Below are 13,281 nucleotides of genomic sequence, written 5' to 3'. Positions count from 1 at the left end.
AAGGATGCGCCGCGCCGGAGCGCTTCGGGCGGCATGGCGTCCCCCTGTGGTTTCGGCGCATAAGGGCGGCTGAACTCCGGGCGGCGGACGCCGGCCGGGAGCGGAGGCGAGATGGGCAAGGTATTGGGCGTGCTGGGCGGCATGGGGCCGGCGGCGACGGTGGCGTTCCTCGCGCGGGTGCAGGCGCTGACGCCGGCGGAGCAGGACCAGGACCACATCCGCATCCTCGCCGACATCAATCCGCAGGTGCCGGATCGCCAGCGGGCGCCCGACGCGGCCGAGGCCATGCTGGGACGGATGGCGATGCGTCTGCGCGACGCCGGCGCCCAGGTGCTGGCCATGCCGTGCAACACCGCGCACGCGCTGACCGCGGGCATCCGCAAGGTCGGCCTGCCCTTCATCGACATGATCGCCGTGACGACCGAAGCCGCCGTGGCGGGCGGAGCCAGGAAGATCGGCGTGCTGGCCACGCCGGGCGGCGAGGCGCTGTACACCCGCACCCTGCAGGCCCGGGGCGCGAAGATCGTGCGCCTGACCGGCGCGGACCGCGAGGCCATGATGGCCTGCATCCGCGCGGTCAAGGCGGGCGACACGGGCGAGGGGCCGCGCGCGGAGATGCGGCGGCTGGCGGCGGCCCTGGTCGGGGCGGGAGCCGAGGTGGTCATCGCGGGGTGCACCGAGGTGCCCCTGCTGCTGGAGGCGGAGGAGGTTTCCGCGCCGCTGGTGGATTCGGCCGAGGAGCTGGCCGCGGCGTGCGTGAAGGCGTGCAGGTGACCAAAGCTTAAGTTGAGGCGGCGGCCATCGAGAGGCACGAAGGCGGCCTGAAAAGACGGAGACCCGCCATGCGCCTGCTGACCGCCGCCCTGATCCTCGCCGCAGCCCTGCCCGGGGCGGCCCTCGCCCAGACCGCGCCGACCTATCCCGTGCGCCTGCCGAGTTCGGGCGGAGAGGTGATCATTCCGTCGCGCGGCGGGCAGCACGCCCACGACGAGGTCGGCTACGCCCCGGCGCGGCGGGCGGGGGACACGCTGTATGTCTCGGGCGCGATCGTGTTCCGGGCGGAGGGCGAGGGGACCGACGCGGCGGCCTTCGAGGCGCAGGTGCGGCGGACGCTGACGAACCTGAACCGCACCCTGACGGCGGCGGGCGCCAGCTTCGACGACGTGGCTCTGATCAACAGCTTCCATGTCTGGGAAGGGCCGGACTTCGCGGGTTCGAGAATGGAGCAGATCGAGATCATCGCCCGGGTCTGGCGCGAGTTCTCGCAGGGACCCAGGCCGGCGTGGACGGCGGTGGGCACGACCGGGCTGCTGGGCCAGGGCGGCATCGTCGAGATCCAGCTGACGGCGCATTCGCCGGCCGCGACCGACTGACGGACCGCTTGCGGAGGAAGGCCGGGCGCGGCAGTGATGCCCGGTGAACAGACAATCCCTCATCATCGACTGCGACCCGGGCGTGGACGACGCCGTGGCGCTGATGCTCGCCTTCGGGGCGGGCGAGTTCGAGCTGCTGGCCGTAACCGCCGTGGGCGGAAACGTGCCGGTGGAGAAGACGGCGCGGAACGCGCGGATGCTGCGCCAGATCGCCGGGCGCGGGGACGTGCCGGTGTTCGCGGGCGCCGACCGGCCGTTGCGGCGCGAGCCGGCGGGGGCGGGTGAGTTCCACGGGGCCGAGGGGCTGGGCGACCTGACGCCGTTCGAGCCGGATGCTCCGTGCACGGAAGGTCATGCGGTCGACGCCATCGTCGAGCGGGTCATGGCGCGGCCCGAGGGGTCTGTCGCGATGGCGGTGATGGGGCCGTTGACCAATCTGGCGCTGGCCCTGCGCCGGGAGCCGGCGCTGGCGGCGCGGCTGGGACCGGTGGCCGTCATGGGCGGGGCGCGGTCCGAGGGCGGCAACATCACGGCCTCGGCGGAATTCAACATCTGGGCCGATCCGGATGCGGCGGCCGAGGTGCTGGCCAGCGGCTGCGACGTGGTGCTGTTCGGGCTGGACGCCACCCATCAGGTGCGGGCGACCGAGGGGCGGATCGCGACGCTGGAGGGCCTGGGAACGGCGAAGGCGGACACGGCGGCCTCGATGATGCGGTTTTCGCAACGGATCGAGCGCGAGATCGTCGGCTGGGACGCGCCGCCGGTGCATGATCCGTGTCCGGTGGCCTGGCTGCTGCGGCCTGGGCTGTTCGAATTGGCGTCGTGCCGGATACAGGTGGAGACGGAAAGCGAGCTGACCCGGGGGCATACGGCGGTGGAGTTCCGCGAGGAGATGGGGGGCGGGCTGCCGCACCGCTGGGCGACCTCGGCGGACGCGGACGGGGTGTTCGCCCTGATCGCGGAGAAGTGCGCATGAGGTGGGCGGCCTCCTCCACCGCTTCGCGGTCCCCCACGCCCTTGGGGGGAGGAAAATGAGGATCACCGTCGTCGGCTCGATCAACCTCGATCTGGTCGCCAGCGCGCCGCACCTGCCGCGGGCCGGGGAGACGGTGACCGGGGCGACGCTGGCGCGGCATCCGGGCGGCAAGGGGGCCAACCAGGCGTTGGCGGCGCGGCGGCTGGGGGCGGAGGTGTGCCTGATCGGCCGGGTCGGGGACGACGCCATGGCCGACGAGGCGACGGCGCTGCTGGAGGCGGACGGCGTCGACCTGTTGGAGGTGGACACCGATGCGTCGGCGCCGACCGGGGTCGCCCTGATCGCGGTCGATCCGTCGGGCGAGAACCAGATCGTGGTGGCGGCGGGGGCCAATCACCGGGTCGGAGCGGAGCAGCTTCCGGCGCGGATCGAGGGGCCGCTGATCCTGCAGCTGGAAGTGCCGATCGAAGCCGTGGAAGCGGCGGTCGGGCGGGCCACGGACTTCGTCTGCGTCAACCTGGCTCCGGCGGAGACGGTCTCGGATCAGCTGCTGCGGCGGGCCGACCTGATCGTGGTCAACGAGACCGAGGCGGCCTTCTACGGCGACATCCTGCACCAGGGCGGCGGCCGGGTGGTGACGACGCTGGGCGCCAGGGGCGCGGTGATGCACCAGCGCGGGGCCGAGATCGCCCGGGCCGCGCCGCCGAAGGTGACGGCGGTGGACGCGACGGGGGCGGGGGACGCCTTCGTCGGCGCGATCTGCGTGGCCTTGCTCGAAGGCATGGAGCCGGAGGCGGCGCTGCGCTTCGCCTGCGCGGCGGGGGCGATCGCGGCGACCCGGCCGGGGGCCCAGCCGTCGCTGCCGACCCGGGCCGAGGTCGAGGCGCTGCTGGGTTAGCGGGCCCGGAAGGCGGCGATGGCGTCGACGGTCTTGCGCACCTGGGCCTCGATGGCGGCCCAGTCGCCGGCCTTGACGGCGGCGTCGGTGACCAGTTTCGAGCCCATGCCCGCGGCGACGATGCCGGAACCGAACCATTTGGCGATCGAGGCCTCGTCAGGGTCGACGCCGCCGGTCGGCATGATCTTGGTCCAAGGCATCGGGCCGAGCACCGCCTTGACGAAGTCGGGGCCGCCGACGCTGGCGCCGGGGAACAGTTTGACGATCTCGCAGCCCAGTTCATGGGCCTGGCCGATCTCGGTGACCGAGCCGCAGCCCGGGAAATACGCGGTCATGCGCCGGTTGCAGACGCGGGCGACCTCGGGAACCAGGCAGGGGCTGACGACGAAGCGGGCCCCACGGTTGAGGTAGAGGGCGGCCGTGCCGGCGTCGACGACCGAGCCGATGCCCAGGATGATGTCGGGGTCGGTGCGCTGGAGTTCACGGGCGATGTCGCCGAAGAGGTCGACGGCGAAGTCGCCGCGATTGGTGAACTCGATCGCCCTGGCCCCGCCGCGGGCGCAGGCGCGGATGACGCTGAGGCTGACCTCGGGGTCCGGGTGGTAGAAGACGGGGGCCACGCCCTGGCTCTCGAGGGCGGTGAGGACGGCGAGGCGGTCGTGGCGCATGGGTTACCCTTATCCGCTCATCCCGGCGAAAGCCGGGACCCAGTGCTGTGGAGGACCGGTGTCGCCGGTGTCGGCCCCCTCCATATCCCACCCGACCGGCAACACGAAAGGACCGGGTCCCGGCTTTCGCCGGGATGGGCGGAACTTATTGTTTCGCCGCAGGCCGCTCAGGGCGCGGCCGAGGCGGGTTCGGCGCGAACGCCGTCCTCGACCTCGTTCAGGGCTCCGAGCTCGCCCCGTTCGCGGGCCTTGCGGCCGTAGACGAACTCGAACACCGGCGAGGCCATCAGGGTGGTGATGATGGCCATCAGCACCAGCATGGAGAACAGGGCGGGGCCGATGATGCCGCGCTGAAGGCCGATGTTGATGATGATCAGCTCCATCAGGCCGCGGGCGTTCATCAGGGCGCCGATGCCCATGGCCGTGGCGTTGTCCTGACCCGTCAGGCGGGCGGCGGCCCAGCAGGCGACGCCCTTGGCGAGGATGGAGCCCGCCAGGATCACGAGGGTCACGGCCAGGAGGCCGAGGTTGTTGACCATGGTCAGCTGCGTATTGAGACCCGAGAAGGTGAAGAACATCGGCAGCAGGACGACGACCGCGAACGGCTCGAGCTGCCGCTTCAGCTCGGCAGCCAGGAAGCCGCGCGGCATGACGCAGCCGAGGATGAAGCCGCCGAAGACCGCGTGAATGCCGATGGCGTCCATGGCGAAGGCGCAGAGCATGAACAGGATCAGCACGATGCCCAGCAGGCCGGGCGACAACTTCTGTTCGCGCTCGGCGATGCGCGCGAGCGGGGCCAGCAGGCGCGGGCCCATCGTGAGCATGAAGGCGACGAAGGCGAGGCCGCCGACGATGGCCTTGACCGCGACCATGGGCCCGGCCCCGAAGGTCGCGAGGACGATCGCCAGCACCGTCCAGGCGCCGGCGTCGTCGATGGCCCCGGCCGACAGCGACAGGGCCCCCAGCCGGGTGCCGCTGAGGCCGCGTTCATGGATGATGCGGGCCAGCATGGGGAAGGCGGTGATGGCGATGGCCGCGCCCGTGAACAGGGTGGCCTGCATGACGTTGATGCCCTCGCCGAACAGGCCAAGGCTGAGCAGCCAGGGTGCGATGGCGACGGCCACGAGGAAGGGCGCGGCCATCCCCGAGAGGGAGACGGCGGCGGCGCTGACGGCGTTGGTCCTGAAATGCTCGCGCTGGAAGCCGAGGCCGACCAGGAACATGTAGAGGCCGACGCCCATCTGGGCGCCGACGAAGAGGACGTCTTTCGAGTCTTTCGGGAACAGGGCGGCCTGGATGTCCGGGGCGAGCAGCCCGAACAGCGACGGTCCGAGGATGACGCCGGCGATCATCTCGCCGACCACCTGCGGCTGGCCCAGCCAGCGCTTCACCGCCCAGCCGACGGCGCGGCAGGCGGCGATGATCACCGCCATCTGGAGGAAAAAGACCACGCTGAGTTCGGCCGGCGTCATGACGGATACCCCCTATGCAGGCCGCCTCTGTCGAGCGGTCTGGCCACCGAAGCTATGCCTGGGGCCAAGGCACCGTCCAGCAGAATTGTCAGACAAATAGACGGTGCGATCAGCCCGGTGGCCGGGCCAGGTCCGCGATCCGCTTCACCAGCGCGCTGTCCTTATCGAAGAACGGGTCGAGCACGGTGAAATGATTGAGGCCCGGCAACGCCTCGTAGCGGGTCTCGACGCCCCTGGCGCCCCAGAGGTCGGCCATCATTTTCGACTGGCGCAGGAACTCCGGGCTCTCGTCGGCGCCGACGACGCAGTCGAGCACCGTGCCGCCGGGGGTCGAGCCGTCGGGGACGGGCCAGTGGATCGGGGACAGGGCGGCGGCTTCCGCCTGGTCGAGGCGCAGGGCGATGTTGAGCGAGGTCGGGATCAGGGGGGCGAGGTCGAAGACGCCGCTGATGGCGACGGCGGCGGAGGCGCGACCCTCGCTGAGGAGGCAGGCGGCCATGTGGCCGCCGGCGGAATGGCCGAAGACGGCGGGGCGGGCGCCTGTACGGGCGCGGACGGCGTCGGCGGCGGCGCGGACCTGACCGAGGATGCGGCCGAGGCGCACGGCGGGGGCGAGGTCATAGGACGGGATGGCGAGGCTGACGCCGCGGGCGAGGAGCGCCGGGGCGAGGCCGGAGAACCAGCTGCGATCCAGCGCCTGCCAGTAGCCGCCGTGCAGGAAGACGGCGACGGGCGCATCGTCGCCGGCGGAGAACAGGTCCATGACCTCGCGCTCGCCGGGACCGTAGGCGATCTCGAGCGGCGGCCAGGCGGCGCGGGCGGCCCCGGAGGCGTCCCGCCAGCGCAGCATGACGGCCTGATGGTCGGGCACGCGGGCGCGATTGTTGTACTCGGCCTCGAGATCGATCGCCGCTTCGCCCTTACCCGCCACGCTGTCATCCGCTAGACACGCCCTCAAGAAACCGGAGGGACCGCCGCCATGATGACCGCCATCTTCGTCTTCATCAAATGCGAGCTGGGCCACGCCAACGACGTGGCGGCGGACGTGGTGGACAATGTCGAGCACGTCTCTGAAGTCTATTCGACCTCGGGCCAGTACGACCTGCTGGCCAAGTTCCAGCTGCCGAAGGACATGGACATCGGCACCTTCGTGACCAGGTCGGTGCAGACGCGGGCGAACATCCGCGACACCTTCACGGTGATCACCTTCTCGCCGTTCCTGCCGACGAAGTGAAACCGATCCGGAGGTGACGCTACGTCACCGGTGAATCGCTGCTAACGTCCTCGCGACGGAGGCCCGGATGAGCGATCTCGAAACCTTTCGCGCGGAGACGCGGGCGTGGCTGGAGGCGAACTGCCCCGCCGAGTGCCGCGGGCCGGTGGCCAGCGACGAGGACCGGGTCTGGGGCGGGCGCAACGCGACGTTTCCGACGCCGGCGCACAAGGTCTGGCTTGAGCGGATGGGCGCGCGCGGCTGGACGGCGCCCGAGTGGCCGAAGGCATACGGCGGCGGCGGACTGAGCCGCGAGGAGGCCAAGGTGCTGGCCTCCGAGATGAGCCGCATCGACGCCCAGGCGCCGCTGGCCAGTTTCGGCGTTTGGATGCTGGGCCCGGCGCTGCTGGCGTTCGGGACCGAGGAGCAGAAGCAGCGCTTCCTGCCGGAGATCGTGCGCGGCGAAATCCGCTGGTGCCAGGGCTATTCCGAGCCGGGCGCCGGGTCGGATCTGGCGGCGGTGCAGACCCGCGCGGAGGATCGCGGCGACCACTGGATCGTCAACGGCCAGAAGGTGTGGACCAGCTATGCCGACAAGGCGGACTGGATCTTCTGCCTGGTGCGGACCGATCCGGCGGCGCCGAAGCACCTGGGCATTTCGTTCGTGCTGTTCGACATGACGACGCCGGGCGTGTCGACGCGGCCGATCACCCTGATCAGCGGCAAGAGCCCGTTCTGCGAGACCTTCTTCGACGACGTGCGGGTCGAGAAGGCCAACCTCGTCGGGACGCTGAACCGCGGCTGGGACGTGGCCAAGCATCTGCTGGCCCATGAGCGGACCATGATCGGGGCTATGGGCGAGGTCGGCGGCGGACGCCCGCTGGGCCAGGTGGCTACGGGATCGATCGGGCTGGACGACGACGGGCGGCTGGACGAGCCTATGCTCCGGGCCCGGATCGCCGAGCTGGAGGTCGACGCGGCGGCGTTCCGGCTGGCCATGGAGCGGGCGGGGGATCAGATGAAGGCGGGGCAGGCGCATCCGGCCATCGCCTCGATGCTGAAATACTACGGCTCGGAGCTGAACAAGCGGCGGCACGAGTTGCTGATGGCGGCGGGCGGATCGGATGCGCTCGAATGGGAGGGCGAGCGGTCCCGCGAGGGGGCGATGGCCCGCGACTGGCTGAGGACCAAGGCCAATTCGATCGAGGGCGGGACCAGCGAGATTCAGCTGAACATCATCGCCAAACACCTGCTGCAACTGCCGGGGGCGTAGGCATGCCGCTGATCCTGACCGAAGAGCAGATGATGCTGAAGGCGGCCGCGGACGGCTTCCTGGCGGAGAACGCGCCGATCGCGCACCTGCGCAAGCTGCGCGACAGCCGCGATGCGGACGGCGTGTCGCGCGAGCTGTGGCGGGCGTTCGGGGAGATGGGGTTTGCCGGGGTCGTCATCCCCGAGGAACACGGCGGCTCGGGCCTCGGGGCGGTCGAGGCGGGCGTGATCGCCGAGGCGCTGGGGCGGACGCTGACGCCGTCGCCGTTCCTGGGCTCGGGCGTGCTGGCGGCGAGGGTGCTGACGGGCGGCTCCGGAGAGCAGCAGGCGGCGTGGCTGCCGCGGATCGCGGCGGGCGAGGCCATCGTCGCGCTGGCCGTGGACGAAGGGCCGAAGCATGCGCCGGCGCGGATGGCGGCGACGGCCGAGCGGTCGGGCAACGGCTTCCGGCTCAACGGGGCCAAGGGGTTCGTGCTGGACGGCCATGTCGCCGACGCGCTGATCGTAGCGGCGCGGACGGAGGAGGGGATCGGGCTGTTCCTCGTCGATCCGTCCACGGACGGCGTGACCGTCGAGCGGACGGTGATGGTCGATGCGCACAATGCGGCGCGGGCGACGTTGACCGATGTCGAGGTCGACGCGGACGCGCTGATCGGTTCGGTCGAGGGCGGCGAGGCGCTGCTGGAGGGGGCGTTGAATCTGGGCCGGGCCTGCGCGGCGGCGTCGCTGGCGGGGGCGGGGGACCAGGCCTTCCAGACCACGCTGGACTATCTGCGGACACGCAAACAGTTCGGGAAATTCATCGGCGAGTTCCAGGCGCTGCAGCACCGGGCGGCGCATCTGTTCAGCGAGATCGAGATCGCCCGGGCGGCGGTGATGGGGGCGTTGCAGGCGCTGGACGAGGGGCGGGAGAGCGCCCCTCTGGCCGTGTCCGTGGCCAAGGCCAAGGCCGGACGCGTGGCCGAACTGGCGGTGCAGGAGGCGGTGCAGATGCACGGCGGCGTCGGCATGACCGACGAGTTCGATGTCGGCCTGTTCATGAAGCGGGTGCGCGTGCTGAACGAACTGCTGGGCGACGCGGGCTTCCATCAGGAGCGGATGGCGCGAAGCCAGGGGTTCTGACAGGATCAAGGGATGCTGTTCCTGGCCTTTGCCCTCGCCATCCTCGTTCCAGAGGACCCGCAGGTGGTCGATGGCGTTATCGTCCGGCCGCAATGGGTTCAAACACCGACGGCTGGGCAGATGACGCCCGATGTTGGCCGGACCGACTACAATCCTGTGGGCACGGTCGAGCTGACCTGTTCGGTCCTGGAAGGTGGCGGCCTGGACGATTGCCGCATCAACTCCCTCCCCGTCGCCTATCCGGAGTTGGGTAGGGTGGCGTTTGACGCGTCTGAGCATTTCCGACACGCGGCCCGGCTCGAGAACGGCGAGACGGCGGCCGGCCTGAGCGTTCGGCTGAAGCTGCGTTGGGAGCTTCCCGAGGACTGAGCGGGGTGGCTTGGCCGGAGCCGGGACGCTAAACCTGCCCACGGGAGACGACGCACCATGACGACGCGAGCCAACGCGCCTGCCTATATGCCGGGGTTCGGCAATCATTTCTCGACCGAGGCGGTCCCCGGCGCCTTGCCCGAGGGACGGAATTCGCCGCAGCGGACGCCGATGGGGCTGTATGCGGAGCAGCTGTCGGGGACCGCGTTCACCGCGCCGCGCGGCGAGAACCGGCGGTCGTGGCTGTACCGGTTGAGGCCGTCGGCGCAGCATCCGGCCTACAAGCCGTTCCGGCAGGGACTGGTGCGGTCAGGGCCGTTCCACGAGGCGCCGCCCTCGCCGAACCGGATGCGCTGGGACCCGTTGCCGATGCCGACCGAACCGACCGACTGGGTCGAGGGGCTGGTGACCTATGGCGGCAACGGCGACCCGGAAACGGGCGCCGGGACGGGCATCCATCTGTATGCCGCGAACCGGTCGATGACCGACCGGGTGTTCTATTGCGCCGACGGCGAGCTGCTGATCGTGCCGCAGCAGGGCGAGCAGGTCTTCGTCACCGAGATGGGGCGGATCAACGCCCGGCCCGGCGAGATCGTGGTCATCCCGCGCGGGGTGCGGTTCCGGGTCGAGGTGTCGGGGCCGGTGCGCGGCTATGTCTGCGAGAACTACGGCGCGGCCTTCCGCCTGCCGGACCTGGGGCCGATCGGCTCGAACGGCCTGGCCAATCCGAGGGATTTCCAGACCCCCGTGGCGGCGTTCGAGGACGTCGACCGCCAGACCGAATGCGTGCAGAAATTCGGCGGGCGGCTGTACGCCACGACCTTCGACCACAGCCCGCTGGACGTGGTCGGCTGGCACGGCAACAACGCGCCGTACAAGTATGACACGGCCCGGTTCAACACGATCGGCACGGTCAGTTTCGACCATCCGGATCCGTCGATCTTCACGGTGCTGACCTCGCCCAGCGACACGGCGGGCGTGGCCAACGCCGACTTCGTGATCTTCCCGCCGCGCTGGATGGTGGCCGAGGACACCTTCCGGCCGCCGTGGTTCCACCGCAACGTGATGAGCGAGTTCATGGGGCTGGTGCACGGCGAGTACGACGCCAAGGAGGGCGGGTTCGCGCCGGGCGGGGCCAGCCTGCACAATTGCATGAGCGGACATGGACCGGACCAGGCGTCGTACGACAAGGCGGTGGCGGCCGAGCTGAAGCCGGTGAAGATCGAGAACACCCTGGCCTTCATGTTCGAGACGCGGATGCCGATCCGCACCACGGAATGGGCGCAAAGCTCGCCGACCATGCAACTGGACTACGACGACGTATGGACGGGTTTCGAGAAGGGCCGCGTGACATGAAGCGTTTGATGATGGTCGCGGCGCTGTTGGCGGCGGCGGCGTGCCAGCCGATGCCGGCGGCGGACGGCGGCAAGACCGACCTGGCCGAGGCGGCGCCGGCGGTTCAGACCCAGGCGGACGAGGCGGCGGCCTGCGCGGCCCGGGGCGGCAAGATGCTGCCGCAGGGACGGATGCAGACGATGCGCTGCGTGGTCTCCTATACGGATGCCGGACGGCGCTGCACCGACGGCGACCAGTGTCAGGGCGACTGCCGGGTCGAGGACGTTGGGGAGGCGCCGCGCGCCGGGGCCGCCGCGGTCGGCCAATGCCAGGTCACCAGCAGCCGGTTCGGCTGCTACACCACCGTCGAGGACGGCAAGGCCCAAGCCACGATCTGCGTCGACTGAGCCGATGCATCCGGCGGCGAGCGGCGGCGTTGCCGTGACATGACCCTGCCCGAGATCGCGGCCCTGCTGGGCCTGAACCTGGCCTTGATCCTCGTGGCGATGGCGGCGCTGTGGGCGGCGGCCGGTCGGGGACGGCGGATCGGCTTCATCGACGGCGTCTGGCCCCTGGGAATGGTCGCGCTGGCCGGGACGACCTTTCTGCTCACCGAGGGCGATCCCGTCCGGAAGGGGCTGCTGCTGTGGCTGGTGGCGATCTGGGCCGCGCCGCAGGCGTGGCGGCGACTGTCGCCGGCGTCGCGCAGCGAGGCGGATGAACGGTACGCCCGGATGGTCGAGGTGCGGGCCGCCCGCTTCGGCTGGAGACGGGGCGTCGTGTCGCTGTTGCTGGTCTTCCTGCCACAGGGCGTGCTGGCGTGGCTGACCGCCCTGCCGGTACAGCTGGGGCAAGTCAGTTTCCTGCCGCCTGTGGGCTGGATCGGCTGGGCCGGGGCGGTGCTGGCGGTGGCGGGGATCGGGCTCGAGGGGTGGGGCGCTCTCAGGCTGGCGGCGCCGCGGAAGTCCCCCAACGCCGACGCGCAATCGGGCAAGGGGCCGCCGCGATGGCTGCGCCGTCCCGATTATCTGGGCGACGTGGCGGTGTGGTGCGGCCTGTTCCTGATCGCTGCCGAGACCGGGCCGGGCCGGTGGTCGGTCATCGGACCGGTCTTCCTGACGCTGGCCCTGGTTCACTGGGCCCGAACGGAAAACCCCCGCCGCGTGGGCGACGGGGGCTGACCGTTCCAAGGTTCGACACGCGGGTCATGAATCCCGCATGGAGAAGCCCTTAGTGCGACGGGTTGGCGGTCGACGGCGAGGTGTTCGGCGTGTTCTCGGTCGTCATGCCGCCGTCGGCGTTGCCGGCTTGTTGCTCGATCGCGTCGGCCTTCTCGTTGAGCGCGGTCTCGGCGGCTTCCGTCGGAGCAGCAGCGGCCTGCTCTTCCAGGGCGTCCGCCTGGACTTCAGCGGTCTTGTCGGCCTGGCTTTCGCAGGCGGCGACGCCGGCGAGGGCGAAGGCGGCGGCGGTGGCGATGATCAGCTTACGCATGGTGGGTTCCTTCCACAGTGGAGCCCGAATAATGCGTCGCTTCGAAATTGGTTCACGTCCGCGTGACTTACCCGTGAGAATCTTCGTCAGCCGGCCTCGGCGAAGGCTACGCGGGCCGCGCCGAGCAGGGCCGCGTGCTTGTGCAGGATGACGTGGGTGGGGATGGCGGCCATGTAGTCAGTGAACCGGCCCTTGCGCTCGAAGCGCTCGCGGAAGGGGCTGGCCTGCAGGAAGGGCAGGATGAGCGGGGCGATGCCGCCGGCGATATAGACGCCGCCGCGGGCGCCGGTGGTCAGGGCGATGTCGCCGGCCACAGCCCCGAGGATGGCGCAGAACCGGGCCAGGGTGGCGCCGCAGGCGCTGCGCGGATCGGCCAGGGCCTCTTCAGTGATCTGGGCCGGGTCCTCGATGTGGGTCTCGCGCCCGTCGATCTCGGCCAGGGCGCGGTGCATGTTGAGCAGGCCCGGACCGCAGATCAGCCGCTCGATCGAGACGCGGTCGTAGCGGCGGCGCAGGATGCGCAGGATCTCGTCCTCGATCGGGTCGCCGGGGGCGAAACAGGCGTGGCCGCCCTCGGACGGCATGGCCATCTCGCGTCCGTGGAAGTCGCGGATCAGGGCCGAGACGCCGAAGCCGGTGCCGGGGCCGAGCACGGCGATGGCGGATTCCGGGTCGCCTTCCTCTGGGCCGCCCAGCGAGGCCAGTTCGTCCCGGGGGACGACGCCCGCGCCCCAGGCGAGGGCCTCGAAGTCATTGATCAGCCGCACCGGATTGAGGCCGAGCGTGCCGAGCTCCTCCTCGGACACCCGCCACGGCGAGTTGGTCAGGTCGATGGCCCCGTCGGTGACCGGTCCGGCCACGGCGATGACCCCGGAGGTCGGCTTGGTCTCGCAGCCGTCGACGAAGGCCTTCACGCCGCTGAGGAAGGTCGGATGGTCCGCCCCCTTGAAGCTCTGGTGATGTTCGAGCACCGGCTTGCCGTTGACCATGTGGGCGATGGCGAAGCGGGCGTTGGTGCCGCCGACGTCCCCGACCAGCAACGTCTTGTCCCAGGCGATGGTCATCAGATTTCTTCCCTATCGTTCGCCACGC

At 70.7% G+C, this 13,281-nt stretch carries 16 protein-coding genes; 11 read left to right on the top strand and 5 right to left on the bottom strand.

Annotation, left to right across the window (positions count from 1 at the left end):
• The first annotated feature begins 111 nt into the window (after nt 1–111).
• From cuyB to VEB62_RS13775, 4 genes are all read left to right on the top strand, one after another.
• The gene (cuyB, locus tag VEB62_RS13790; protein ID WP_324800800.1) at nt 112–774 is read left to right on the top strand and encodes a cysteate racemase; all 663 of its coding nucleotides are present in this window, start codon (nt 112–114) and stop codon (nt 772–774) included.
• A 68-nt stretch (nt 775–842) separates the two neighbouring features.
• Entirely contained in the window at nt 843–1,373 is a 531-nt protein-coding gene (locus VEB62_RS13785) for a Rid family hydrolase (RefSeq protein WP_324800798.1), read from the top strand.
• Between the two features lie 43 nt (nt 1,374–1,416).
• On the top strand, nt 1,417–2,349 hold the full coding sequence (locus VEB62_RS13780) for a nucleoside hydrolase (protein ID WP_324800795.1): 933 nt from the start codon (nt 1,417–1,419) through the stop codon (nt 2,347–2,349).
• Between the two features lie 55 nt (nt 2,350–2,404).
• Nucleotides 2,405–3,247, top strand: a complete 843-nt coding sequence (locus VEB62_RS13775; protein ID WP_324800792.1) for a ribokinase — start codon at nt 2,405–2,407, stop codon at nt 3,245–3,247.
• On the opposite strand, the gene VEB62_RS13770 is transcribed toward VEB62_RS13775, so the two are convergent.
• The 3 genes from VEB62_RS13770 to VEB62_RS13760 form a co-directional block, all read right to left on the bottom strand.
• On the bottom strand, nt 3,244–3,915 hold the full coding sequence (locus tag VEB62_RS13770) for a bifunctional 4-hydroxy-2-oxoglutarate aldolase/2-dehydro-3-deoxy-phosphogluconate aldolase (protein WP_324800790.1): 672 nt from the start codon (nt 3,913–3,915) through the stop codon (nt 3,244–3,246). The two genes, VEB62_RS13775 and VEB62_RS13770, sit on opposite strands and share 4 nt — an antisense overlap.
• 167 nt (nt 3,916–4,082) lie before the next feature.
• Nucleotides 4,083–5,387, bottom strand: a complete 1,305-nt coding sequence (locus VEB62_RS13765) for a cation:proton antiporter (RefSeq protein WP_324800788.1) — start codon at nt 5,385–5,387, stop codon at nt 4,083–4,085.
• A 109-nt stretch (nt 5,388–5,496) separates the two neighbouring features.
• Nucleotides 5,497–6,318 carry an alpha/beta hydrolase gene (locus VEB62_RS13760; protein ID WP_324800785.1) on the bottom strand — a complete coding sequence of 274 codons (822 nt, stop codon included), beginning with the start codon at nt 6,316–6,318 and terminating at the stop codon, nt 5,497–5,499.
• 48 nt (nt 6,319–6,366) lie between these two features.
• On the opposite strand from VEB62_RS13760, the gene VEB62_RS13755 reads away from it, so the two are divergent.
• The 7 genes from VEB62_RS13755 to VEB62_RS13725 all read left to right on the top strand — a co-directional run bounded on the left by VEB62_RS13755 (nt 6,367) and on the right by VEB62_RS13725 (nt 11,879).
• On the top strand, nt 6,367–6,621 hold the full coding sequence (locus VEB62_RS13755) for an Lrp/AsnC ligand binding domain-containing protein (RefSeq protein WP_324800781.1): 255 nt from the start codon (nt 6,367–6,369) through the stop codon (nt 6,619–6,621).
• A gap of 67 nt (nt 6,622–6,688) precedes the next feature.
• On the top strand, nt 6,689–7,873 hold the full coding sequence (locus VEB62_RS13750) for an acyl-CoA dehydrogenase family protein (protein ID WP_324800778.1): 1,185 nt from the start codon (nt 6,689–6,691) through the stop codon (nt 7,871–7,873).
• Nucleotides 7,874–7,875: 2 nt separating this feature from the next.
• Complete coding sequence (locus tag VEB62_RS13745; protein ID WP_324800775.1) at nt 7,876–8,994, top strand: acyl-CoA dehydrogenase family protein; 1,119 nt, start codon at nt 7,876–7,878, stop codon at nt 8,992–8,994.
• 12 nt (nt 8,995–9,006) lie between these two features.
• On the top strand, nt 9,007–9,363 hold the full coding sequence (locus VEB62_RS13740) for a hypothetical protein (RefSeq protein WP_324800772.1): 357 nt from the start codon (nt 9,007–9,009) through the stop codon (nt 9,361–9,363).
• Nucleotides 9,364–9,420: 57 nt separating this feature from the next.
• Nucleotides 9,421–10,719 carry a homogentisate 1,2-dioxygenase gene (gene hmgA, locus VEB62_RS13735; protein ID WP_324800769.1) on the top strand — a complete coding sequence of 433 codons (1,299 nt, stop codon included), beginning with the start codon at nt 9,421–9,423 and terminating at the stop codon, nt 10,717–10,719.
• Nucleotides 10,716–11,105 (top strand): hypothetical protein, encoded by a 390-nt coding sequence (locus tag VEB62_RS13730; RefSeq protein ID WP_324800767.1) that lies wholly within the window; start codon nt 10,716–10,718, stop codon nt 11,103–11,105. The genes hmgA and VEB62_RS13730 overlap by 4 nt, the downstream gene beginning before the upstream one ends.
• Nucleotides 11,106–11,144: 39 nt before the next feature.
• Nucleotides 11,145–11,879, top strand: a complete 735-nt coding sequence (locus VEB62_RS13725) for a DUF1295 domain-containing protein (RefSeq protein WP_324800764.1) — start codon at nt 11,145–11,147, stop codon at nt 11,877–11,879.
• A gap of 49 nt (nt 11,880–11,928) precedes the next feature.
• On the opposite strand, the gene VEB62_RS13720 is transcribed toward VEB62_RS13725, so the two are convergent.
• On the bottom strand, nt 11,929–12,189 hold the full coding sequence (locus VEB62_RS13720) for a hypothetical protein (RefSeq protein ID WP_324800761.1): 261 nt from the start codon (nt 12,187–12,189) through the stop codon (nt 11,929–11,931).
• A gap of 86 nt (nt 12,190–12,275) precedes the next feature.
• Entirely contained in the window at nt 12,276–13,253 is a 978-nt protein-coding gene (gene glk, locus VEB62_RS13715) for a glucokinase (RefSeq protein WP_324800759.1), read from the bottom strand.
• Nucleotides 13,254–13,281: the final 28 nt, after the last annotated feature.

The sequence above is a fragment of the Brevundimonas sp. genome (genome assembly GCF_035626975.1).
In the GTDB taxonomy this organism is placed as follows: Bacteria; Pseudomonadota; Alphaproteobacteria; order Caulobacterales; family Caulobacteraceae; genus Brevundimonas.
This window is presented reverse-complemented; position numbering and strand designations above follow the sequence as displayed.